Genomic DNA, 24,158 nt, shown 5'->3' on the forward strand with positions numbered 1-24,158 from the left:
CTTTTGTTGAGTATATAATAAAGATTCTTCACATAATAAAAACTTACTTCACTTTGTAGGGTTAGAAAAAGCTGAAAATAAAACTATAAAACAATTTTCATTAAGAATGAAACAACGATTAGGACTTGTACTTGCATTAGTTGGAAATCCTGAATTATTAATATTAGATGAACCAATCAATGGTTTAGATCCCGAAGGTGTTTATGAAATAAGAAAATTATTAAAAGAATTAAACCATACCAATGGAACTACTATTATTATTGCAAGTCATATACTTAGTGAATTATATAAATTAGCAACTGATTATGCAATAATTGATAATGGTCATCTAAAATCACGCTTTTCTAAAGGTAAACTTGAATGAGAATGTGTAAGTAGTAGCTATATTACTGTAAGTATAGATCAAATTAATACTGCTAAAGAATTATTCGAAAATAAGTATTCAAATATTCCTTATAGTATTTGTACCGGTAATACTATAAGAATATATTCTCCTATTGATTTATCTGAATTAAATAATTTATTTGTTTCAAAAGGCTTATCAGTATATGAATTAGGTATCAATCAAGAAGATGTAGAACGCTTTTTTGTAAATCAATTATTCGGAGGCATATAATATGAATAATATTTTTATTGCTAATTTTTATAAACTAAAAAGAGGAATCCTTTTTTAAATTATGTCTATTTATATATTTTTTATTAATTATTATTGATATTTACGTTAACTATTTTAGCCAATATAAAGTGTATACAAGTAGTGTAAACATTTTTACTTCTTATCTTTCTGAAAATAAAATTTAGCAATATCTTTTTATGATGTTAGCTCCAAACCAAATTGTTAATGATTATTCTACTGGTGTTATAAAAAATATTATTTAAGCATTATATTAAACAATACTATTAGTTGTTATAGTAATATTGTATTTTCCCAAGATGCTACAACACTTGAAGTTGTTCTAGCATTTGCGATAACTTTTCTATATTTTATCATTAGTTACAATATAGGAATAAAAATATTTAAAAATCAAGATATTAAATAAAAAACAAATTTTAATATTTTAATCGATATTTTTTATATGAAAATATACATATAAAACTAGCTATTTAATTATTTAATAAATTTTAATTTAAAAGTGTATTATAATTTTGCCCTAATATAACACACTTTTGCCCACCATAATAAACACCTTGTGGTTCATCAACTAAAACTAAAGCAATCACTTGTGGATTTTCTGCTGGTGCAAAAGCACAAAAAGATGCAATATATTTACCTGTTCTTCTTGGTAATTTTTCACTTGTTGCTGTTTTACCACCTATCCTAAATCCTGCTATATAAGCTTTATTACCAGTACCTTCTGATACAACACTTTCAAGTATCCATTTCATCTGTTTAGATGTTTCTTTAGATACAGTTATTCTATTATTATCATATTTTAACTCTTCTATAACTTCTCCATTCTCATCTAAAATTTTAGTACCAAAATGAGGTGTTATAAGCTCACCACCATTTATAACAGAAGATATAGCTCTTAATAATTGTAAAGGTGTAATTTGAAAAGATTGACCAAAGCTCATAGTAGCAAGCTCTACTGGACCTACATTTTCTTTTTTATGCATTATACCTACGGCTTCTCCAGGTAAATCTACACCAGTTTTTTCATTAAATCCAAATTTTTGCATATATTCATAAAATTTATCTGCTCCTAATTTTTCCCCTATCTCCATAAATACTGGGTTACAAGAATTTTGTACACCTTGTGCAAAAGTTTGACTTCCGTGACTTCTAGGTGAACGCCAACATTTTATATATCTACCAGCAACTGTTTTTCCACCACTACAATTAAAATGTGTTTCTGGTGTTATAATTCCTTCCTCTAGTCCCATCGCTGATGTAAGTACTTTAAAAGTTGAGCCAGGCTCATATGTATCATTAATACTAAAGTTTCGCCACATTTGATTTAAAGCATTATTTTTGTCTTTTTCAGACATATTATCCCAATTTGCTTTTAGATCTTCATCATTTATAGTAAATGGTTCATTTAAATTGAAATCTGGTTTATTTGCCATAGCATAAATTTCACCGTTTTGTGGATTCATTAATACAATTGCTCCTCTTTTTGCTCCTTTTGCCTCCACAACTTTTTCTAATGTTTGTTCTGCATATTTTTGCATATTTATATCTATAGAGGTTACTAAAGTATATCCATTTGTTGGAGCAACTCTTTCTTGATTTCCATTATTAATCTCTATACCACGAGAATCTGTTTCTGTTAAAATTTTACCTTGCTTCCCTTTTAAGTATTCATCATATTTTGCCTCCAAGCCTATTATGCCTTGATTGTCTTTCCCTACAAATCCTATTACCTGAGATGCCATATTTTCATTAGGATATATTCTTTTTATATCTTCATCAATCATAACACCATCTAAATTTAAATTTCTTATTGCATCTGCTGTTTCTTTATCAACTTTAGTTTTTATTCTTTCTAAAGCAACTTTTTTATTTACTTTTTTTAAAACATCTTCATATTTTAACTCTAACTTTTCAGATAAAAGTGTTGCAACCTTTTCTGGTTCTTTTATTTGAGAATTTATAACACTAATAGAATAAACACTTTCATTAGTAGCTATAACATTATTATTTCTATCAACTATCTCACCTCTTTTAGGAGATATTAATCTGTCCCTTGTCTGTTGTTCATAAGCCATTTTTTGATATTCTTCATCTTTTATAAATTGTATAAAAAATACTCTAAATATAAGAAATGCAAAAAATGCTTGAAAAACAATTAAATAAAATATAATTTTTTTCTTATTACTTATATTTAATTTATCCATAGCTTCCTCCTTTATAAATTTTAATATTTTATATTATATAGTTAAATATCTTCTTATATTCTATCCTAAATAAAATTATAATAAAATTATAATTATTAATATATTTTGTAGTTGACAATAATAAAATAGTTTATATATAATATAAAAAAATAGCTTGGAGGTAATTATGAAATCACTTTTAAAAAAATCTATATTAGGTTTTATTTTTTTTATATTATTAGTTTTTATAATATTTTTAATTTATTCTTCAAAGTATTATAAAGCAGATGAAATTGCTAATAAAATTTTATCTGAAAATAATATAAAAATAGAAAAAAATACTATAACTCTATATCCAGATAATCCATCTAATATAGGTATAATATTTTATCCAGGTGCTAAAGTAGAATATATTTCATATTTACCCTTATTAAAAAGTTTAACTCAACAAGGATACACTTGTATTTTAGCTAAAATGCCTTTTAATTTTGCATTTTTTAATTATAATATTGCAGATAAAATAATTAAAAATAATCCTAGTATTAAAAATTGGTATATGTCTGGCCACTCATTAGGTGGTGCTATGGCTAGTTACTATACTTCAAAAAATTTAGATAAAATAAATGGCATAATTTTATTAGGAGCTTATGTTTATGGTGATATTCCTTTAGATAAAACATTAGTTATATATGGTTCTAATGATTTAATTTTAAATAAAAATAAATTGAAAAATACAACTAATGAAATATCTATACCTGGTGGAAATCATTCTATGTTTGGTAATTATGGTAATCAAAAAAATGATGGTATTGCAAATATTACACATAAACAACAACAAGATATAACTATTAAATTTATAACTGAGTTTATAAATAAACATAAAAATATTCCAAATACAAAAAGCACTAGTAAAACTAGTGTTTTTTGTATCTAAAATTATAAATTTTCTATATATTTAGTTAAACACTCTTCCAAAGTTGGAGCATTTTCATCTTCATTAAAAAATACATTTACTTGAAAATTTTTATATTTATAACAATAAGGATTTTTTATTTGTTTTATGTAATCTTCTATTCTTTCTTCTTTTGTTAAATCAGTATGTACATTAACATCTCTTATATCTACAAGTTCATCTAAATCTATATTTTTTTCTAAATTTTCCATTAATTTTACTCCTTAATTATCTTATTTATATATATCTATTAATCTTGTACAAAAAAAATTACTATTAATTAATATAAAAATAAAAAATTAAGTTTTTAATTAATAATTATTAAATTATTATAGTTTCTATTTCACTTATAGCCTTTTCAAGTAAATTATCTAAATTTTCTATGTTTTTTTCAATATTTTCAATAATACTCTTTTTAGGCTTAGTTTCTGGGTATTTTGCTACAAATATTGTACAACAATCTTCATAAGGTCTAATAGATATATCAAATGTACCAATCTTTCTAGCTATATCTATTATTTCTTGCTTATCTAAGCTACATAAAGGTCTAAAAACTGGTAAAGTAGAAACTGCAGAATTTATAGCCTCTATAGCTTGCATTGTTTGACTAGCAACTTGCCCTATACTATCCCCTGTAACAATACCTTGTGATTTATTTTTTATAGCTATTTTTTCTGCTATTTTAAACATAGCTCTTTTTAAAATAATAGTCATTTTTTCTGGCGAAACACTTTCATATATTTTTAATTGTGTCTCTGTAAATGGTACTATATGTAATTTTATTTCTCCAGTAAATGTAGAAAGTTGATTAGCTAAATCTATAACTTTTTGTTTAGCTCTATCAGAAGTATAAGGAGGACTATGAAAATAAACTGCTTCAACAGAAACTCCCCTTTTTGCCATCATAAAAGCCGCCACAGGGCTATCAATACCACCAGATAATAATACAGTTGCCTTACCAGATGTACCAATAGGTAATCCTCCAAAGCCTTTTATTAGCTTACTATATATATACACATAATTTCTTATTTCTACCATTAATGTTATATCTGGATTTCTTACATCAACATTTATATTATCCATATTATTAAAAATATATCCACCTATATCTGTTGATATTTCTCTAGAATCCATAGGATATTGCTTATCTGAGCGTTTTGTTTCTACTTTAAATGTATAATTTTTATCTTTCCAATGCTGTTGCATATGTAAAAGTGCTTTTTCTCTTATATTTTCAATTTTACTATCATCAAGTTTTATAGCAGGACAAACTGCTGTTATGCCTAATACATTTACAACTAAAGGTATAACTTTGTCATAATCAAACTCGTTATTGTCTTCTTTACTTTCTATTAATATCCTGCCTTGCTCTTTAGAAACATAATATTTACCAACTTTATCTAGATTTTTAGATATAGTTTTTAAAAGTGCATTTTCTATCAAATGTCTATTTTTGCCTCTAAGAGCAATTTCTCCGTATTTAGCTAATAAAACATTTTGCATAATTTTCTCCTATTATCTTTTTTTATAAATTCTAAGCATAGGTATAAGTTCTAAAATGGTCTTGTTAAAAATTTTTGCCTCTTCTATAGTATTATCTGAAGAAAAACTTAATCTTATAGTATGTCCAATATTTTCAGGATTAACATAATGTATTGTAGAAAAATCTTTTTTACTTTTTGAGCTACAAGCTGCCCCTGTAGATACAAAAATACCTTTATATTCTAATGCGTGTAATAAAACTTCTCCTTTAACATCTTTAAAACTAAGACTTAATATATATGGTATTCCATTACTTTCATCACCATTTATATAAATATCATCAACTAAATTTTTTAAATTTAATATTTCATTTTTTACTTTTAATACTTTTTCAAAGTTTTCATCTAAATTTTTATAAGCTACTTGGCTAGCTTTACAAAGTCCAATTATCCCTTCATTGTTTATTGTTCCAGAACGAAGCCCTTTTTGTTGCCCTGCTCCAAACATTATATTGTTAACTCTTATACCATTTTTTATATATAAAAACCCTATACCTTTTTGTGCGTGTATTTTATGACCACTAACACTCATTAAATCTATATATTTTACATTTATTTTAAGTTTTCCAAATGCTTGTACAGCATCTGTGTGAAAAATAGTATTTTTATTTTTTTCTTTAATTCTTTTGCCTATTTCATTAATATTTTGTATAGTTCCAATTTCATTATTAACATACATAATACTAACAAATATTGTATTTTCATTTATTTCATTTATAAGATTATCTATATCAATATACCCTTTATCATCTACGTCTAAATAACAAACTTCAAATCCTCTATTTTCAAGCTCATTAAAACATTTTAAAACTGATGGATGTTCTATTTTTGTCGTTATTATTTTATTTCCATATTTTTTATATGCCTCACAAACACCTAAAATAGCAATATTATTAGATTCTGTACCACCAGATGTAAAATAAATTTCATCTTCTTTACTATTTATAATATTTGCAATAGTTTTTTTAGCGTCTATTATTTTTTGTTCTGCCTCATATCCTAATCTATGTAAAGATGATGCATTAGCAAAATTATTTTTAATACTATCAATTATTTGATTTAAAACTTCATCACAAACTTTAGTTGTTGCCGAATTATCAAAATAAATCATATTAGTCCTCCAACTCATAAAGTAAAATTGCAGTTGTTATAAATCCTGCTGTTTCTGTTCTAAGTATTCTTTTGCCTAAAGTTATAGGTTTAACATTATTATTTATGGCAAATTCAATTTCTTTTTCGCTAAACCCACCCTCTGGTCCTATGAAAATTCCTATACTTTTACCATCAAAGTTCTTTATTGCATTTTTTATACCGTTTTTTTGTTCTTTTTCATAAGGTATAATGTTTAAATCATTTTTACTTGCCTCTTTAATTGCATCACAAAAATTCATAACTTGGCATACTTTAGGTATTTTACCACGTCTAGATTGTTTTGCGGCAGACTCTGAAATTTTGTTCCATCTAGCTATCTTTTTTTCTTCTTTACCTGCTAATTTAACAATTGTTCTGTCTGTATTTATTGGTATAATCTCATCTATTCCAAGTTCTACACATTTTTGTATAATAAGCTCCATTTTTTCAGATTTCGGTAAACCTTGATAAAGTGTTATTTTAATATTAGGTTCACTTTCATTACCAAAACAATCAATTATTTTTGCTAAAACTTTATCTTTTTCAATTTCTTCTATTTTGCAAATATAATCATACCCATCACCTGAAGAAACTTCTATCTCTTCACCTATTTTACAACGAAGAGCATTTATAATATGATTTGCATTTTCACCAGTTATAAAAATTTTATCATCTTTTATTAAATCACTAGAAACAAAAAATTTAGCCATATACACACTCTTCCTATATTATTTTTTTATTTTAGATACAATACAAACCCATTCGTCCTTTGTAATAGTGTCTACCACTTCAAGCCCATTTTCATTTAAAGCATTATATACATCTTCTATTCTATCTTTTATAATACCACTAGATATAAAAATACCATCTTCTTTTAACTGTTTAGGAACAACAGGAGATATAAAACATATAACATCTGCTATAATATTAGCTAATACTATATCATATTTTTTATACCCTATTTCATCTTTTAACTTTTCATCTGTAACAACATTTCCTGAAGTTACGTAATACTTATCATTATCTATACCATTTAATTTTGCATTATCATAAGCAACTTTTACGGCATTTTCATCTATATCAACAGCAAAAGCACTTTTAGCCCCTAATAAAAGCGAAATTATAGATAATATACCACTTCCACAACCAAGGTCTAAAACAACACTTTCATTTGTTACATATTTTTCAAGATTTGTTATACAAAGTTGTGTTGTTTGATGAAGCCCTGTTCCAAAAACGTGTCCAGGATTAATATTAAATATAACTTTATTGTTAGTATTTTCTACCTCTTCCCAAACTGGCTTTATAAGTATTTTTTCTCCTAATGTGAAAGGTTTATAAAATTCTTTCCATTTATTAAGCCATTCTTCATCATTTAAGTTAGATTTTATTTCTATATCTAATCTTCCTAAATCTAGTCCTATTTCATTTTCTATATTTTTTAAATTTTTTATAGCTTCTTTTACGTTTAATAAAATTTCATTACCATAAGGATTATCACTAACATAAATTTTTAGCTTAGTTTCTTCTTTTTCTTTGTTTAAAAGTTCTTCATCTACATAGTCCCAATACATAGAACTTTCTTCAAGATATTCTTTAAGCTCATCATCATCTTCAACTTGTATACCAGTTATACCTGTTTCTAATAAAACTGCACTAACTGGCTCTATCCCCTCTCTTGTTGTATATATTTTAGCTTCAATCCATTCCATTTATACTGCCTCCAATTATTTTAAATATATAAACATTTTAAACTATTAATCTTATTTTTACTAATATTACATACTTTCTTTAATTTTTTTAGCTTGTTGTATCATCTCATTAGAAGATGCTAATGTAAAATCTGTTATAGTAGCTCCACCTGTCATTCTTGCTATTTCATTAACTATTTCATCATCTTTTAAACGTTCTATACTAGTTTTAGTATTTTTATCATCAGATGATTTATTTATCAAAAAATGTTGGTCTCCCATAGCTGCTATTTGTGGTAAATGTGTTATACAAATTATTTGATTATTTTTAGATAATAAAGACATTTTTTCAGCTACCATTTGAGCCGTTCTACCACTAATACCTGAATCTATTTCGTCAAAAATAAATGTATCTATGGTATCTACAAAAGATAAAACAGCTTTTAAAGATAACATAACCCTACTCATTTCACCACCTGAGGCTATTTTAGAAAGAGGTTTAACATCTTCGCCTAAATTTGTACATATTAAAAATTCTACTTTATCAAATCCATTTTGATTAAAAGTATCTTTCGTTTTTATATCTATTTTAAACTTAGAATTTTGCATTCCTAAATCAAATAAATGTTTTTCAATATTTTTTTCTAAATATTTTGCTTTTTCTTTTCTAATGTTACTTATATTTATACAAGATTGTTTAATCTGTTTTTCAATATATTCTTTTTTTTCATATAGTTTTAATATTTTTTCTTCACTATTTATTAAATTATCTAATTTTATTTTTATTTCATCTTTAAACAATAAAACTTCTTTAATATTAGAACCATATTTTCTCTTTAACTTTTGTATTAAATCTAGCCTGTTTTCTATTTCATTAAGTCTGTCTTCGTTATAGTCTATATTATCATCATATTTTTTTAAATCTCTTATTATTTCTTCTAGCTTAGCATATATATCTTGTAAATCATCATATATATATTTTTTTTCATTATCTATACTACTTATCGTTTGTATATTATTTAGTGCAACCCCTATTTTATCAAGAGCCGATAAGTCTTCATCACTATATAAAAGTGCTAAGCTTTCTGTATAAAGAGATTTTAATCTTTCTGCCTCAGACAAAATTTTTCTCTCTTCTAATAAAATATTTTCTTCATTCTCAGAAAGTTTAGCATTTTCTATTTCACTTATTTGATAATTAAAAAAATCTATTAAATCTTCTCTATCTTTTCCCATAGATAAATCTGATATTTGCTTTAACACCTGCTTATATTCTTTAATTAAATTTAAAAGATTTGTTTTATGCTCTAATAAATCATCTTCACAAAATCTATCTAATAATAATATGTGTTTAGCTGGATTTAATAAAGATTGATGCTCGTGTTGTCCATGAATATCAATAAGTTTTTCACAAATTTCTTTTATCATGCCAAGAGTGGCTGGTCTGCCATTAACTTTACAAATATTTCTTCCAGATTTATTAAAAGTTCTAGATATAAGTACACAACTATCTTCATCCATATCAACACCAAGTTCTCTAATTTCATTTTTTATAGTTTCAGATTTTAAGGTTAACAAAGCTTCCACCATAGCAAAATCTTCACCTTTTTTTATAAAATCTTTTGTAGCTCTAGCTCCCAAAACAAATGATAAAGACCCAATAACTATAGATTTACCAGCCCCTGTTTCACCAGACAATATATTTAAGCCTTTATCAAATTCTATTAATTCTTCGTTTATTAAAGCTACATTTTTTATGTATAGTTGTTGTAACAAGTTGACACTTCCTTTTATATTAAGAATTTATTTTAGCTCTTAGTCTTTCTACAAGTTTTATAGCTTTTTCTTCATTTTTTACTACACAAAAAATATTATCATCACCTGCTATACTTCCTATTATTTCATCATTTCCCATAGAATCTAAAGCAGTAGCAACACCCATAGCCATACCATTTAATGTTTTTATAACAATAATATTTTGTGCATAATCTATGCTTACAACACCGTCTTTAAAAACTCTTATAAACTTTTCAGAGATTTTTTTATCTTCTTGTAAAAAAACTTGATATTTTTGTTTTCCTTCGCTATTTGTAACTTTTGTAAGCTTTAGTTCTCTTATATCTCTAGACACTGTAGCTTGTGTAACATCAAATCCTGCTTCTCTAAGCTTTTTTGTCAAATCATCTTGTGTTTCAATATCATATTCTGTTATTAATTCTTTTATTTTAGAATGTCTTTTTGTCTTCATAAAATCACTTCCTTATCTCAAACATTTTTCTCCTTAGTATATCGTAAAAACTATGTTGAGTTGTTTTTATAATATTAGTATAAAAAGAAGATTTTTTAATATAAACACTATCTCCATAGTTAATAGGTATAGAACTTTGTCCATCTAAAGATAAATAAGCAACACTATCTTCATTTACAACATAGGCTCTTATTTTATCATTTGCAGATATTACATATGGTCTAGAAAATAATGCATGTGGACAAACATAAGTTATTGCAATAAGCTCTGTATCCGGTTTTAAAATAGGCCCACCTGCCGATAAATTATAAGCAGTAGACCCTGTTGGAGTAGATATAATTAGCCCATCTGCACTAAAAGCCTCTACAAATCTATCATTTATATCAATAGCAATTTTTACCATTCTAGAAATATTTCCGTTGTTAATATTAACTTCATTAAGGCAAATATATTCTTTATCATTAATTGTAGCACTAAGCATCATACGTTTTTCCACATTATATTGATTATTTAAAACTCTTTTTATAGCCAAAGTTCCTTCATCTTTCTCTACATCTGTTAAATAACCTAAATTTCCTATATTTATTCCTAAAATATTTTTATTAAATTTAGATATTTTTTTAGCCCATCTAAGTATAGTTCCATCTCCACCAAGTATAACTATAAAATCTGATTGCTTAAAAAGCTCTTCTTCATCTAAAAATAAAACTTCTTTGCTATTTATAAAATTTTTAAATGTTTTTAATATTATAGGTTTAGTGTTTTCTTTTAATATAAATTTTATTAAATTATTAGTATATTCAAAGTCTTTATCTTTATCTTCATTTGTTATAATACCTATGTTCATAATGTATTCTCCTTTATTTCAAGTTTTCAAAAGCCTCAAAAACTATTTTTTTAAAAGGTAAATCTTTATTTTCAAAATGTTTATTTAAACAAATAAGATACTCTATATTTCCTTTACCACCTTTTATAGGAGAATAAGTAAGCCCTTGTATAAAAAATCCGTGTTCTTTACAAAAATTTGATATATCTTCTAAAACTTTTATGTGTACATTTTTATTTTTAACAATACCATTTTTATCAATATTTTCTCTACCAGCTTCAAATTGTGGTTTTATAAGCAATGTTATAATCCCTGTGTCCTTTATAAAATCATTTAATTTATAAATAATTTTTTTTAATGATATAAAAGAAACATCTACAGATATAAAATCAAACTTTTTATCTATTACAAAATCTCTTATGTCCATATTTTCAATAGATATGACTTTAGAATTATTTATAATTTTTTCATTTAATTGACTATCTCCAACGTCTATGGCATAAATCAAATTAGCTTCATTTTGTAACATACAATCTGAAAATCCACCAGTAGATGCTCCTATATCCATACAGTCTTTATTTTTAATACATATATTAAAATATTCTAAAGCTTTTTCTAACTTAAACCCACCTCTACTTACATATTTAGGTATAGCTTCTTTAGATAATACTATAATATCTGTATCAGCAACTTTAAATGAAGGTTTTTTAATATTTTTGTTATTAACCTTAACGTATCCTTTTAAAATTATTTCTTTGCTATATTCTCTAGAATATCCATATTTTTCTTTAATAGCTATATCAAGCCTATTTTCCATTTTTTATATTTCCAATCTTACTTTTAATAGTTTCATATATTCCATTTTTATCTAGTTTATATTTTTGATGTATTTCTTTTATAGTTGCTTGCTCTATATATTCATCTGGAAAAGATAAATTGTATATTTTTTTATTAAAAATTTCATTCTTAATAAGTTGAGATGAAAGATTTGAACCAAATCCACCTTTAAAAACATTGTCTTCAACAGTAAAGATATAATCAAAGTTATTTTTTATATTTTCAATAAGACTTTCATCTATTGGAGATATAAATCTTGCATTTATTAAGGAAATTTCATAACCCTCACTTATTAATTTATCATAAGCTGGTTTAACATTTTCTATCATAGTACCAACAGATATAATACATATATTACCTTTTTGATTTATAACTTCACACTTATTATAAATAACTTCTGGTTCATTTTCGCTATATATATTATTAACCGTCCCTTTTGGATATCTTATAGCTATTGGCCCTTTATGTTTGTTTATAGCATAGTCTAACATTTTTAAAAGTTCCGTTTTATTTTTTGGTGATAAAACAGTTAAATTTGGTATATGAGAAAGATATGATATATCGAATATACCTTGATGTGTTTCACCATCATCACCAACAACTCCTGCTCTATCTATTGCAAAAACAACATGTAAATTTTGTATACATATATCATGTATTATTTGGTCATATCCTCTTTGTAAAAAGGTAGAATAAACTGCAAAAACTGGTATAAATCCACTCATAGCAAGCCCACCAGCAAATATAACAGCGTGTTCTTCTGCTATTCCAACATCAAATATTCTATCTGGATATACTTTTGAAAAAAAAGATAAACCTGTACCAGAAGGCATTGCAGCAGTGATAGCTAAAAGTTTTTTATTTTTATTAGCTTCTCTAACCATAAATTTTCCAAAAACTTCTGAATATGTTTCAGATTTATTAAAACTAATAGGTTTACCTGTTTCCATATCAAATGGAGCTACTCCATGATAATTATATGGTTCGTTTTCTGCATGTATATAACCAAACCCTTTTTTAGTAATTATGTGCAATAATACTGGCTTGTTTATATTTTTAACATTATTTATAGCTTTTATAAGGCCAGATATATCATGCCCATCTATTGGTCCTATATATTTTATTCCAAGTTGCTCAAACATTACATTAGGTAAAATTGCATATTTTATGCCTTCTTTTGTTTTTTCTAATACTTTATTTATTTTATCTCCAACTATATTAAATTTTTCTAAAAACTGTCTTACATCTAATTTAGCTTCTATATATTCTGGTGCCAAACGTAAACTACTTAAATGTTTGCTCATAGACCCTACATTTTCAGATATAGACATTTGATTATCATTTAATATGATTAAAAGTTTTTTATTATTAGCTCCAGCATTGTTCATAGCCTCATAAACCAAGCCTCCTGTCATAGCCCCATCGCCAATAACAGAAACTACGTTATAATCTTTTCCTAATAAGTCTCTAGCTGTTACAAACCCAAGGCTTGCCGATATAGATGTAGAACTATGCCCTGTGTTAAAATGGTCATATATACTTTCTTCTGTTTTTGGAAAGCCACTAAGTCCATCTTTTTTTCTAAGGCTATCAAAAAAATTTTTTCTTCCTGTCAAGATTTTATGTGTATATGCTTGATGCCCTACGTCCCATATAATTTTATCTTTTGAAAAATCAAAACAATAGTTAAGTGCAATCGTAAGTTCTATAACGCCTAAATTAGATGCTAAATGTCCACCTGTTTTAGCTAAAGAGCTTATTAAAAAATCTCTTATTTCTTTTGCTAAACAATTTAACTCATCTATGTCAAGTTTTTTTAAATCAGACGGACTATTAATATTATCTAAATATGCCATATTAGTCCTCCTTTTCAATAAATTTTAAAACATAACTATAGCAACAGCTATACCAAGTATAGCTCCTGCAAAAACTTCAATAGGACTATGCCCTAAAAGCTCCTTTAGCTTAGAATCTATTTTTATTCCGTGTTTTTCAAAATTTGCTATAAATATATTAAGCACTTCTGCTTGTTTACCAGCTGCTCGTCTAACTCCAGATGCATCATACATAACAACCATACTAAGAACAAAAGTAATAGCAAATAATGTTGAAGAAAAGCCTTCTTTTAGCCCAGTTGCACAAGCAAGCGAAGTCACAAAAGAACTATGAGAGCTTGGCATACCACCAGAGCTTACTATAAGTGCTGGATTTATAGTTTTATTTTTAATACAATCTATAATTATTTTTATCATTTGTGCTATAAACCAAGATAAAGCAGATGTTTGTATTATTTTATTATTAATAATTTGAAGAAAGATTGTCATAATATCACCTTAATTCCATTTGTATTTTATATATTAGTTATCTCTATTAATTAGGTTTTTAATGTAAAAGTAAATTTGTTTTTCGCCAAAGCCTAATTTTTCTAATCCTTCTAAAGCCTGTGATGATAATAAAATATAATCTTTTTTTGCTTTTTCTGAACCATAAATACTAACATATGTACATTTATCATTTTTTATATCACTATTTATTGGTTTGCCTATTTTTTGTTGGTCTCCTTCTATATCTAGTATATCATCTTGTATTTGAAAGGCAATTCCAAGATTATAAGCTATCTGTTCTACTAATTTTATTTGTTCTTCATTAGCTCCACCTATAATAGCTCCTACTTTCATACTTGCTAAAATTAACTTTCCTGTTTTATTTTCATATATATCAAAAAGTTCATTTTTATTAATTTTTTTACCTTCAGCCTTAATATCTAAAGCTTGTCCTTTTATCATACCATTTGTACCAGATGCATTAGCTATACATTGAATAGCATCTAAATATTTTTTTTCAAAATTATTTTTTAATTTGTCAATCATAATTTCAAATGCAATATTTAAAAGTCCATCACCAGTTAAAATAGCTGTTGCTTCATCAAACTTTATATGACATGTTGGAAACCCTCTTCTAAGATCATCATTATCCATAGCTGGTAAATCATCATGTATTAGAGAATATGTGTGTATACATTCCATAGCCACGGCAAAAGGAATAGCATCTTCATAGTTTTTACTAAAAGCATCACAAGTTAATAACATTAGCATAGGTCTAAAACGCTTTCCCCCAACTTTTAAACTATATTCCATAGGTAAATACATTTCTTTACTAGCATATATGTTCAAATATTTTAATATATTTTGATTTATAATATCAAATATATGTTTTCTCATTTCTATATTATCCATTAACTTTCCTCCATATCATAAAATGGGTTAAGTTTAAATATACCAGCAGCATCTTTTTGAAGAATAGCTACTTGTTGTTCCATATCTTTTAAAAAGTTGGCACAAAAAATAGCTTCTTCTACTCCTTCTTTGTATAGCTTTAAAGAATTTTCAAGACTTATATCATTTTTTTCCATTTGAATTGATATTTCTTCTAGTCTTTTTAAAGAATTTTCAAAAATTTTTTTCTTTACCATAAAAACCTCATTCTATTATTTTTGCTTTTTTATCTCCGTCATAAAAGTTTATTTTTATTTCATCATCTTTTTTTAATTGCTTTGATGAAATAATATTTTTATTATTTTTATCAGATATTAAAGTATATCCATTTTTTAATATATTCATAGGAGATAAAGCCTCTATTTTATCTATATTAGAATTTAAAATAAGTTTATTTTCTTTCATTTTTATGTGTATATTTTTATTTATATTATTAAAATTACTTTCTGTAATTTTTTTATAATCTAAAATTTTATCAAAAAAATTAGTAAAACAACTTTTATTAATATTTATATTAAAATTAAGTTTATTTTCATTTATCTTTTTATTAATATTGTTATTTAAATTATTAAATGTATTACATATCTTTTCTTTTAAAGCATCAGCCTCTGGCAAACATACCTCTATAGCTGCAGATGGTGTTGGTGCTCTAAAATCTGCTACAAAATCTGCTATTGTAAAGTCTATCTCGTGGCCTATTCCTGTTACAATAGGTATAGAAGAATAAAATATAGCTCTTGCTACATTTTCATCATTAAACGCCCATAAATCTTCTTTACTACCACCACCACGAGCCAAAATAATAACATCTAATTTTTTATATTCGTTAGCTATATTTATTGCATTTATAATGCCATTTGGAGCATCTTTTCCTTGTACTAATGTTGGTATTAATATTATTTTAACGTTAGGATTTCTCCTTTTAGCAACATTTAATATATCTCTTATTGCAGCACCTGTTTCTGAAGTTATAACACCTATTGTTTTTGGTATTTTAGGTATCTCCATTTTATAAACATTATCAAATAGTCCTTCATTTTTTAATTTTTCTTTTAATTTTTCAAAGTCTAAAAAAACATTACCCACTCCGCTACATTTAATACTTATAACATATAGTTGATATTGTCCAGTTTTAGGATAGGAAGATATATACCCACAACAAATAACTTTTGTACCATTTTGAATATTATCTTCCATTAATAATGTATTTTGTTTATACATAATAGCATTTATAGAACATTCTTCATCTTTTATAGTAAAATATATATGCCCAGATATATGTCTTTTAAAATTAGATATTTCACCTTCTATATATATATTATTTAATAAAAAATCATCTTCAAAAACTAATTTTATATAATTATTAACTTGTGTAACTGTATAAATATTATTTTTCATAATGTTTTTAAATTTTTGCAAGCACTGCATTTACAAATCTATAAGACTTTTCTGAGCTATATTCTTTTGAAAGCTCAATAGCCTCATTTATAGCAACTTTTGCTGGCACATCATCAAATAAAATTTCATAAATAGCTAATCTCAAGATAGCTAAATCAACTTTATCAATACGAGATATATCCCAACCTTCAGAATTTATTATTATTTTTTTATCTATATCTTCTAATTTATTTATTAAATCAAAAATTTGCTTTTCTATAATAGATTTATTTATTTTTAAAGGAATATAATTTTCATCTTTTTTACTTTCTAAAACAACTTCTGTTTCTAAGATATCATAATATTTATTTAAAATTTGTTTCATTTCATCTTTATCAAAAAACTCTAATTGAAATATTAAATTAAAAACGTGATTTCTTGTATTACTTCTTGTTTCAAGCTTTTGTCTAACGGGCATATGTAAGTCTTGCATATATTATCACCTCTATTTCTATAAAAATTTTATTCTTCTTTTTTATCTATTTCAACAGAAACAATATTTATATTTATTTTTTCTATTCCTAATCCTGTCATATTTTCTATTGCATTTTTAACTTTATTTTGAACATTTTTAGCAACTTCTAATATTTTATAATTTTGTTTTATAGATAAATTTATATTTATTGTAAGTTTATTATTTTGGTTAAGAATATTAATTCCTTTAGAATTTTTCTTACCAAATTTACCTATTATCTCACCTGCTAAGCTAGAATTAATAGAATGAACACCTTCTATTTCTAAAGTAGCTGTTTGAACAATAGCTACTAAAACATCATCAGATATTTGAACTATACCATTATTATTTGTAAACGCCATATTAACCTCCAACTAATATATAATAATCTCTTAACAATCAAATTATCTTTATTATATCAAAATTTTTAACCTTTGAAAAGATAAATATAAATATATTTTATCCTAAATCTATATATAATACACAAATTTATTATCTACAAAAATTTTAACATAATATATAAAAAGATTAAAGTTTACAAAATAACTAAGTTTTTATATAATTATAGTATAAAATATAAAATGAAAGGAAGATATTATGAAAATAGGTTCTCATGTGTCTATATCTGGTGGACTTATAAATGCTGCTAAAGAGGCATATTCTTATGGAGCTAATACATTTATGATATATACTGGTGCTCCTCAAAATACTAAACGTTCTCCTATTGAAAAATTAAAAATAGAAGAAGGTAAAAATTTTATGAAAACACATAATATAAGTGATATAGTAGTTCACGCACCATATATTATTAACTTAGCATCTTATAAAGATGATACATATAGCTTAGCAATAGATTTTTTAAAACAAGAAATAGAAAGAACAACTGCTATTGGGTCTGATTATATTGTATTACACCCAGGTTCTTTTACAGAAAAAACTTTAGATTATGGAATAGAACGAATCGCAAATGGACTTAATTCTGTTTTGAAAGATGATACAAAACCCTTTATTTGTTTAGAAACAATGGCTGGCAAAGGCTCTGAAGTTGGGAAAAATTTTGAGGAATTAAAATTAATTATAGATAAAGTAGAAAAAAAAGAAAAAATAGGTATATGTCTTGATACCTGTCATCTTCACGATAGTGGCTATGACATTGTAAATGATTTTGATAACGTAATGATTGATTTTGATAATATAATAGGACTTGATAAAATAAAAGTAGTACATATAAATGGGTCTTTAAATAAATGTGGAGCAAGAAAAGATAGGCACGCAAATTTAGGTGCAGATGAAACAAATCCAAAAGGCAAAGATTTTATAGGTTTTGATGCTATTTATAATATAGTACATTCAAAATATTTAAAAGATAAAATTTTTATATTAGAAACACCTTGGCTAGATACAAAAACTAATTTATATAAAGAAGAAATTGCAAGGCTTAGAGGTGAACATATTGTCTAAAGTAGTATTTGTTACTGGTTCATCAAGAGGTATAGGTAAAGAAATTGCAAAAATATTTGCTTTAAACAATTTTAAAGTTGTTATTAACTGTATAAATAGAAAAGATGATTTAGATAAAACTTATACTGAATTAAAAAAAATTAATCCTAATATATTAGCATTACAAGGTGATATTTCTGACTATTTAACAGCGCTTAATATATTTAAAGAAATAGAAAAAACTTTTGGTTGTGTAGATATTTTAATAAATAATGCAGGCATTTCTCATATAGGTCTTTTTAATGAAATAACGCCAGATATTTGGCAAAAACTCATAAAAACCAACATAGAAGGTGTTTTTAATTGTTCTCATATAGCTTCTAAAAGTATGATTAATAAAAAAAATGGTATAATAATAAATATTTCTTCTATATGGGGAAATGTTGGTGCATCTTGCGAAGTTGTATATTCTTCTACAAAAGGTGCTATAAATTCTTTTACAAAAGCATTAGCAAAAGAGCTTGCCCCTAGCGGTATACGCATTAATGCTATATCTTGTGGTGCTATAGATACCGAAATGAATAACTTTTTATCTGCAGAAGAAAAAGAAGCATTTATAGATGATATACCTTATATGCGTTTTGGTAAACCAGAAGAAGTAGCAAATTTAGCTTATTATCTAGCTTCTAACAATTCTTCATATCTAACAGGGCAAGTGATAACATTAGATGGTGGTTTAATATAATTAAAACTAAAAAAGAGTAAATTTATAGAAACAAAATATACTCTTTTTTAGTTTTGTTAATTAAATAACTTTATTAAAATTATTATCAAAGTCTTTAAACTTTTCTTCTATATTTAAAATATTATCTTCTTTATATAAATCTTTTGGATTATCTACACTATATGTAATATTATCTGGATATATATTAAAATTACTTAAAATATTTAAAACATCTTTTTCATAATTTTGTATATCGCTTGTTGTATCTGTTACAATATCAACTATTGTTCCGTCATTAAATACTTTAACATAAGCCTCAATAGATTTATTATTATCATTTTCAAAGTTTAAATATAAATTTAAGTTTTTATCATTTAATGCCATGTCATTTAATATATACATATTAAGGTCTGTTATTTTACCTGTAGATAATTTCATAGGTAATGTATATTTACCATTTTTTATATTATTATAATCTTGCATAAAATTAATATTTGAAGATACTTTTTTATTTTTTAATATCATATATTTTATATCATCTAAATCTTCTAAATTTATTATCTCATCAAACACTTGTTGATTTTCTTGGTTTAAATTTTCCATTGTATTAAGCAATTCTTCTTTTGTCATATTTTTATCATCTTCAATATTAAAAATACTTTCACCAAAAGAAATATCTCTTTTTTCTAATTCAGATTTAAAATCATCTATATCCTTACTAAGTTTAGTATTTTTCTTAATAATATTTTCCATTATTTGAATATTATCAAGAGTAATTGGAAGATTATTTTTTGTTAAATAATTTATAGTATCTATATCTACACTTTCTAAACTTTGTATAGATTTAATTAAATCACTTTGTGTATTATTAGATATAGTTTGTTTATCTTTATCTTTTAATTTATCTAAAATATTTTCAATATTAGTATTAAAATTATCAATTTGTAAAATTTTATCTGGATTTGCATAATTTAATATTTGATTTAAAATAAATTTATTATAATTTTCATTAGCTTTTTCTATTCCAGATTTTATAGCATTAGTGATATTATCTTCTGGTATTATTTTTTCACTTTCACCTACTGATTTATCTATCTTTTTGTCAAAGCCTATATTTTTTCTGCTTTTTTCATATATTTTAGATGCCTCTAAAAGGTTTGATAAAGTAACATTTTTTTCTGCTTTTAATAAATTTCCAATAGATGCACTATCTCCTTTTTGAACAATATTTAGCATTCTATAAACAGCAATTATAGCATTTCTTTCTTCTTTAGACAATATGTTTTCTCTATCTATATCTAATATTTGCTCTGCTATTTTTTCTCTAGATGTTTGTCCAAATTTGTTATTATCTATATAATCTATAACTTCATCTATTTTTCTATCCATAGGGTTAAAATTATATTTTAGCATTTTTGCAACTGTTAATGGATGTAAATTATTTGCTACATAATCTATTTTATTATCTAATAATTTAATATTTAAAATATTTTCTTCTGTAAAATCTATATTATTAAGTGATAAAATTTTTAATGCTTTTATATTATGTTGTGTAGGTTCAAATCCATTTTTTATAAGTAAATCTTTAAAATCTTCTGTAAGTTTATTAATACTATCACCAAAAGATTTATTAGGTGTAGTTTTAAAAGTTTCAAAGGTATCAATAATATTTTGAGATTTTAAACTTTTATTAATGCCAGATAATGAAAAATCTATTTTTTTATCTATTATATCTTTAAATGTATTATAAACTGCATTTGGATAAAAACTTTTTATAGTTGAAAATACATTTTTCATTGTTTCAACATTATTTTGTGTAGGTTCTACTTTATTTATTTGTAGATATTTTTTATAATTTTCTTGTTCTATATTTTCAAGATAATTTATAACATCTTTTAATGGTTTTGTATCTATATTTATACCTTTATCATAAAGTGAATACATAGCCTCTGTTGTAAGCTTTAATTGAATTTTAGAAAGATTTAATCTTTCAGATATAGCTTCTTCAGTAACATTAATATTTTGTATATTAATATTTTTATAATTATTTTCTATATTTTTAAGATTTATATTTATATTCTCATCAATAAGCCCTTGTATATGCTCTGGCAAAATTTTTGGTAACATATTTTTATATTTAATATATTGTTCTATAGTTTCATTATTAAATATATCTATGTCTAATACATTTTCATTTTTTAATATATTGTTAGCACTTTTTTCTAAAATATTTTTAATATCTATTTCTTGTTTTATATTTGCTAACTTTTTATATTTTTTTATATTTTCAGAAGATATATCAACTTCACTTTTTATAAAATCTTTTGCAATAGCTATATTTTCTTCATGAATCTCTATATCATTTTGGTTTAATATATTTTTTATTTGTTCTTCAAGGTTTTCTATATTTTCTATATCTATACTATCTTTATTAGACACTCTTGAATATTTAGATGAGTATAAATCCTCTATTGTTGTTTTATTTCCTTTTTTTATAATATTTAAGCTAGTGTCTTTGTCAATATTTTCTATATTATCAATTTTATCTTTTACATTTTTTAATGCTGATATATTTTTATCTGTATTAGGCAAACCAACTTTAGATAAAATATCTTCAAAATTAAATAAGTCCTCTTCGTCTAGCCCGTTCATATTTAAGTCCATTTTAATAGCCTTTTTTTTATCTTCTTTTAACTCTTGTAAAGTTTTTTCTTCTGGCTTTTCTTTGTTTTCTACGTCTACACCTGTGCTAATACTTAAATAATCACTAAATGTTAATACATCTACTTTTTTAGGGTCAACTCCATTATTTATCAAATTTTGTAAACTTTTTTTATTTACTGTATTAGATAAATGAGATAATTTATTTTTTATTTTAGAATTGTATAAATTATTTTCTTGTACTGATGGTTGACTATTTTTATCTAAAAAAAGTTTATATTGTTGTTGAGCTCTATTATTTAATAATGTATTTTTATCTAAGTTTCTTTTAATTTTTATATTGTTTATATCATTATTTAAATTATCTTGGCTTTCAGTATTAAAAATTTGTTTTAAAGTGTTTTTCTCATCTTCTACTCTAAAATATACAGTATCTCCTACTTTGTTTGAAATTTTATCTTTATCTACATTTATGTAATATTTGTCTTCTAAATGTATTATATATTTATTATCTTTTAAAGACTTTATTTCTCCAGATATAATATCTCCTTTTTCAAAATTAATAATTTCATTATTTACAGTATTTGTATTGTTATTATTTATTTTTTCTATCTTCAAAATATCACCCCTACATATATATAATATATATCGGTATATAATTTATTTTAATTAACTTTATATATAAAAATTTAATTTTCTATAATATCTTATATAAAAATATTACATCTAAAAAAGTATTATTTTTATATCCTATTTGTTCAAAAATACCTTTTATATCATATCCAAATTTTTTATGTAAATTAATACTAGCCTCATTACCACCTGTTATAGCAGATACTATTGAATGAAACCCTCTTTCTCTAGCTTCATATTCTATTTTTTCTAATAATAAACTACCTATTCCCATTTTCTTATATTCATTTTTTACATATAAAGATACTTCTACTGTTTTATCATAGCCTCTATAATCTCTAAATTTAGATAAAGATGCCCAACCTACTACTTTTTGACCTATTAAACATACTATTATAGGTAAATTATTTTCTATATGTTCATTATACCATTTTTTTGTATCTTCTAAAGTTTTTGGTTCAAAATTAAAATTAAAATTTGTATTTATTATAAAATAATTTGTTATTTCATTTATTTCTTTTAAATGCTTTTCATCTGCTTTTTGTATTATCATTTTATTCTCCTTATATTTTATCCTTTTAAATATTTTTAAGGGCATAGTCTATAAACTATACCCTTAAATTTAAAATATCATAAATTTTTTTCATATCTAAATTTGATTTAAAATTATTTGCTAACAAATCAAACTGTTCTTTTAAATATTTTATATATAAATCTTCTGTTTTTTCACCTTTTAGATTTTGTATTAAAATTTCTTTTGTCTTCATTTCTCCACTATCTACAAGGCTATCTTCATCTTCAATATTTATATCAAAATATGGTAATATGCCTAAAACATCTTTTTTACAAATATCTTCTATAATATTTTTACCATCTTCAAAATAATTAATATTACCTTTAAACTTGTTTATAATAATACCTTTTATAAGAGACTGTTCTATTTCTGTCATAAGTTTTATAGTTCCATATAAAGACGCAAAAATACCACCTCTTGATATATCTGATATTAATAATACGGGGGCATTTACTATTTTAGCAAAGCCCATATTTACAATATCATTTTTTATAAGATTAAGCTCAACAGGGCTTCCGGCTCCCTCAATAACAACTATATCATTTTGCTCACAAAGACTATCAAAAGACATTTTAGCTTGATTTAAAAAGTCTGTTTTAACTTCCTCATAACCAAATCCGTCCATATTTCCCTTATATTTACCGTTTAAATAAACTTCTACATTATTTTTTGTAGGTACTAATAATATTGGGTTCATTTTATAATCTGGTTCTGTGTTACAAGCGTAAGCACAAATAGCTTGAGAACGAGCCATTTTATTTCCATCTTTTAAAATATGTGCATTAGAAGACATATTTTGTACTTTAAATGGTGCTACTTTATATCCATCTTGAGTAAAAATTCTACATAAAGCAGTAGCAAATATAGACTTTCCTACACCAGATGATGTACCTTGTATCATTATTATTTTAGACATA

Annotated in this window: 24 protein-coding genes; 4 read left to right on the forward strand and 20 right to left on the reverse strand. The window is 24.5% G+C overall.

The genetic code is table 11. The annotated features are described in order from the left end of the window. Positions 1 to 85 precede the first annotated feature (85 nt). Positions 86 to 364 (forward strand): AAA family ATPase, encoded by a 279-nt coding sequence (locus NBW53_RS06355; RefSeq protein WP_250279014.1) that lies wholly within the window; start codon positions 86 to 88, stop codon positions 362 to 364. 758 nt (positions 365 to 1,122) lie between these two features. On the opposite strand, the gene NBW53_RS06360 is transcribed toward NBW53_RS06355, so the two are convergent. Continuing rightward, on the reverse strand, positions 1,123 to 2,838 hold the full coding sequence (locus NBW53_RS06360) for a peptidoglycan D,D-transpeptidase FtsI family protein (protein WP_250277423.1): 1,716 nt from the start codon (positions 2,836 to 2,838) through the stop codon (positions 1,123 to 1,125). A 166-nt stretch (positions 2,839 to 3,004) separates the two neighbouring features. On the opposite strand from NBW53_RS06360, the gene NBW53_RS06365 reads away from it, so the two are divergent. Next, the gene (locus NBW53_RS06365) at positions 3,005 to 3,751 is read left to right on the forward strand and encodes an alpha/beta hydrolase (RefSeq protein WP_250277424.1); all 747 of its coding nucleotides are present in this window, start codon (positions 3,005 to 3,007) and stop codon (positions 3,749 to 3,751) included. 2 nt (positions 3,752 to 3,753) lie between these two features. Here NBW53_RS06365 and NBW53_RS06370 read toward each other — a convergent pair whose 3' ends face one another. The 16 genes from NBW53_RS06370 to NBW53_RS06445 form a co-directional block, all read right to left on the reverse strand. Then, entirely contained in the window at positions 3,754 to 3,981 is a 228-nt protein-coding gene (locus tag NBW53_RS06370) for a DUF6870 family protein (protein WP_250277426.1), read from the reverse strand. 109 nt (positions 3,982 to 4,090) lie between these two features. Next, a complete protein-coding gene (gene thiI, locus NBW53_RS06375; protein ID WP_250277427.1) occupies positions 4,091 to 5,272 on the reverse strand; it encodes a tRNA uracil 4-sulfurtransferase ThiI in 1,182 nt (393 codons plus the stop codon). 12 nt (positions 5,273 to 5,284) lie between these two features. Continuing rightward, a complete protein-coding gene (locus NBW53_RS06380; protein ID WP_250277428.1) occupies positions 5,285 to 6,421 on the reverse strand; it encodes a cysteine desulfurase family protein in 1,137 nt (378 codons plus the stop codon). Position 6,422: 1 nt separating this feature from the next. Continuing rightward, the gene (locus tag NBW53_RS06385) at positions 6,423 to 7,151 is read right to left on the reverse strand and encodes a 16S rRNA (uracil(1498)-N(3))-methyltransferase (protein ID WP_250277429.1); all 729 of its coding nucleotides are present in this window, start codon (positions 7,149 to 7,151) and stop codon (positions 6,423 to 6,425) included. A gap of 18 nt (positions 7,152 to 7,169) precedes the next feature. Further along, entirely contained in the window at positions 7,170 to 8,153 is a 984-nt protein-coding gene (prmA, locus tag NBW53_RS06390; protein ID WP_250277431.1) for a 50S ribosomal protein L11 methyltransferase, read from the reverse strand. A 66-nt stretch (positions 8,154 to 8,219) separates the two neighbouring features. Beyond that, positions 8,220 to 9,908 (reverse strand): DNA repair protein RecN, encoded by a 1,689-nt coding sequence (gene recN, locus NBW53_RS06395; RefSeq protein WP_250277432.1) that lies wholly within the window; start codon positions 9,906 to 9,908, stop codon positions 8,220 to 8,222. A gap of 19 nt (positions 9,909 to 9,927) precedes the next feature. Continuing rightward, positions 9,928 to 10,380, reverse strand: coding sequence for an arginine repressor (gene argR / locus NBW53_RS06400; protein WP_250277433.1), 453 nt, complete (start codon positions 10,378 to 10,380; stop codon positions 9,928 to 9,930). A 4-nt stretch (positions 10,381 to 10,384) separates the two neighbouring features. Continuing rightward, a complete protein-coding gene (locus NBW53_RS06405) occupies positions 10,385 to 11,227 on the reverse strand; it encodes an NAD(+)/NADH kinase (RefSeq protein ID WP_250277434.1) in 843 nt (280 codons plus the stop codon). Positions 11,228 to 11,240: 13 nt separating this feature from the next. After that, positions 11,241 to 12,023 (reverse strand): TlyA family RNA methyltransferase, encoded by a 783-nt coding sequence (locus NBW53_RS06410; RefSeq protein WP_250277435.1) that lies wholly within the window; start codon positions 12,021 to 12,023, stop codon positions 11,241 to 11,243. Then, positions 12,013 to 13,899, reverse strand: coding sequence for a 1-deoxy-D-xylulose-5-phosphate synthase (dxs, locus tag NBW53_RS06415; protein WP_250277437.1), 1,887 nt, complete (start codon positions 13,897 to 13,899; stop codon positions 12,013 to 12,015). Before dxs ends, NBW53_RS06410 begins: the two co-directional genes overlap by 11 nt. Before the next feature lie 24 nt (positions 13,900 to 13,923). Beyond that, positions 13,924 to 14,367 carry a divergent PAP2 family protein gene (locus NBW53_RS06420; protein WP_250277438.1) on the reverse strand — a complete coding sequence of 148 codons (444 nt, stop codon included), beginning with the start codon at positions 14,365 to 14,367 and terminating at the stop codon, positions 13,924 to 13,926. Between the two features lie 33 nt (positions 14,368 to 14,400). After that, positions 14,401 to 15,279, reverse strand: coding sequence for a polyprenyl synthetase family protein (locus tag NBW53_RS06425; protein ID WP_250277439.1), 879 nt, complete (start codon positions 15,277 to 15,279; stop codon positions 14,401 to 14,403). After that, a complete protein-coding gene (xseB, locus tag NBW53_RS06430) occupies positions 15,279 to 15,515 on the reverse strand; it encodes an exodeoxyribonuclease VII small subunit (RefSeq protein WP_250277441.1) in 237 nt (78 codons plus the stop codon). Before xseB ends, NBW53_RS06425 begins: the two co-directional genes overlap by 1 nt. Positions 15,516 to 15,522: 7 nt before the next feature. After that, positions 15,523 to 16,716 (reverse strand): exodeoxyribonuclease VII large subunit, encoded by a 1,194-nt coding sequence (gene xseA / locus NBW53_RS06435; RefSeq protein ID WP_250277442.1) that lies wholly within the window; start codon positions 16,714 to 16,716, stop codon positions 15,523 to 15,525. Between the two features lie 7 nt (positions 16,717 to 16,723). Continuing rightward, a complete protein-coding gene (gene nusB / locus NBW53_RS06440; RefSeq protein ID WP_250277443.1) occupies positions 16,724 to 17,188 on the reverse strand; it encodes a transcription antitermination factor NusB in 465 nt (154 codons plus the stop codon). A 29-nt stretch (positions 17,189 to 17,217) separates the two neighbouring features. After that, on the reverse strand, positions 17,218 to 17,571 hold the full coding sequence (locus NBW53_RS06445) for an Asp23/Gls24 family envelope stress response protein (RefSeq protein ID WP_250277444.1): 354 nt from the start codon (positions 17,569 to 17,571) through the stop codon (positions 17,218 to 17,220). A gap of 235 nt (positions 17,572 to 17,806) precedes the next feature. Between NBW53_RS06445 and NBW53_RS06450 the strand changes: the two genes are divergently transcribed. Together NBW53_RS06450 and ymfI are read left to right on the forward strand one after the other, a co-directional pair. Then, positions 17,807 to 18,670 (forward strand): deoxyribonuclease IV, encoded by an 864-nt coding sequence (locus NBW53_RS06450; protein WP_330651600.1) that lies wholly within the window; start codon positions 17,807 to 17,809, stop codon positions 18,668 to 18,670. Beyond that, positions 18,660 to 19,394 (forward strand): elongation factor P 5-aminopentanone reductase, encoded by a 735-nt coding sequence (gene ymfI, locus NBW53_RS06455; protein WP_250279016.1) that lies wholly within the window; start codon positions 18,660 to 18,662, stop codon positions 19,392 to 19,394. Before NBW53_RS06450 ends, ymfI begins: the two co-directional genes overlap by 11 nt. A 60-nt stretch (positions 19,395 to 19,454) precedes the next feature. Here ymfI and NBW53_RS06460 read toward each other — a convergent pair whose 3' ends face one another. From NBW53_RS06460 to NBW53_RS06470, 3 genes are all read right to left on the reverse strand, one after another. Beyond that, entirely contained in the window at positions 19,455 to 22,652 is a 3,198-nt protein-coding gene (locus NBW53_RS06460) for a DUF6240 domain-containing protein (protein ID WP_250277445.1), read from the reverse strand. Positions 22,653 to 22,731: 79 nt separating this feature from the next. Then, positions 22,732 to 23,220: a GNAT family N-acetyltransferase gene (locus tag NBW53_RS06465; protein WP_250277447.1), complete on the reverse strand. Its 489-nt coding sequence runs from the start codon at positions 23,218 to 23,220 to the stop codon at positions 22,732 to 22,734. Positions 23,221 to 23,275: 55 nt separating this feature from the next. Beyond that, positions 23,276 to 24,157, reverse strand: a complete 882-nt coding sequence (locus NBW53_RS06470; protein ID WP_250277448.1) for a cobyric acid synthase — start codon at positions 24,155 to 24,157, stop codon at positions 23,276 to 23,278. Position 24,158: the final 1 nt, after the last annotated feature.

It is taken from the genome of [Clostridium] colinum (assembly GCF_940677205.1).
In the GTDB taxonomy this organism is placed as follows: Bacteria; Bacillota; Clostridia; order Lachnospirales; family CAG-274; genus Tyzzerella; species Tyzzerella colina.

Coding starts and splice junctions, on each gene's coding strand:
- NBW53_RS06360 (WP_250277423.1), bottom strand. CDS start 2,838: ATGGATAAATTAAATATAAGTAATAAGAAAAAAATTATATTTTATTTA.
- NBW53_RS06365 (WP_250277424.1), top strand. CDS start 3,005: ATGAAATCACTTTTAAAAAAATCTATATTAGGTTTTATTTTTTTTATA.
- NBW53_RS06370 (WP_250277426.1), bottom strand. CDS start 3,981: ATGGAAAATTTAGAAAAAAATATAGATTTAGATGAACTTGTAGATATA.
- thiI (WP_250277427.1), bottom strand. CDS start 5,272: ATGCAAAATGTTTTATTAGCTAAATACGGAGAAATTGCTCTTAGAGGC.
- NBW53_RS06380 (WP_250277428.1), bottom strand. CDS start 6,421: ATGATTTATTTTGATAATTCGGCAACAACTAAAGTTTGTGATGAAGTT.
- NBW53_RS06385 (WP_250277429.1), bottom strand. CDS start 7,151: ATGGCTAAATTTTTTGTTTCTAGTGATTTAATAAAAGATGATAAAATT.
- prmA (WP_250277431.1), bottom strand. CDS start 8,153: ATGGAATGGATTGAAGCTAAAATATATACAACAAGAGAGGGGATAGAG.
- argR (WP_250277433.1), bottom strand. CDS start 10,380: ATGAAGACAAAAAGACATTCTAAAATAAAAGAATTAATAACAGAATAT.
- NBW53_RS06405 (WP_250277434.1), bottom strand. CDS start 11,227: ATGAACATAGGTATTATAACAAATGAAGATAAAGATAAAGACTTTGAA.
- NBW53_RS06410 (WP_250277435.1), bottom strand. CDS start 12,023: ATGGAAAATAGGCTTGATATAGCTATTAAAGAAAAATATGGATATTCT.
- dxs (WP_250277437.1), bottom strand. CDS start 13,899: ATGGCATATTTAGATAATATTAATAGTCCGTCTGATTTAAAAAAACTT.
- NBW53_RS06420 (WP_250277438.1), bottom strand. CDS start 14,367: ATGACAATCTTTCTTCAAATTATTAATAATAAAATAATACAAACATCT.
- NBW53_RS06425 (WP_250277439.1), bottom strand. CDS start 15,279: ATGGATAATATAGAAATGAGAAAACATATATTTGATATTATAAATCAA.
- xseB (WP_250277441.1), bottom strand. CDS start 15,515: ATGGTAAAGAAAAAAATTTTTGAAAATTCTTTAAAAAGACTAGAAGAA.
- xseA (WP_250277442.1), bottom strand. CDS start 16,716: ATGAAAAATAATATTTATACAGTTACACAAGTTAATAATTATATAAAA.
- nusB (WP_250277443.1), bottom strand. CDS start 17,188: ATGCAAGACTTACATATGCCCGTTAGACAAAAGCTTGAAACAAGAAGT.
- NBW53_RS06445 (WP_250277444.1), bottom strand. CDS start 17,571: ATGGCGTTTACAAATAATAATGGTATAGTTCAAATATCTGATGATGTT.
- NBW53_RS06450 (WP_330651600.1), top strand. CDS start 17,807: ATGAAAATAGGTTCTCATGTGTCTATATCTGGTGGACTTATAAATGCT.
- NBW53_RS06465 (WP_250277447.1), bottom strand. CDS start 23,220: ATGATAATACAAAAAGCAGATGAAAAGCATTTAAAAGAAATAAATGAA.
- NBW53_RS06470 (WP_250277448.1), bottom strand. CDS start 24,157: ATGTCTAAAATAATAATGATACAAGGTACATCATCTGGTGTAGGAAAG.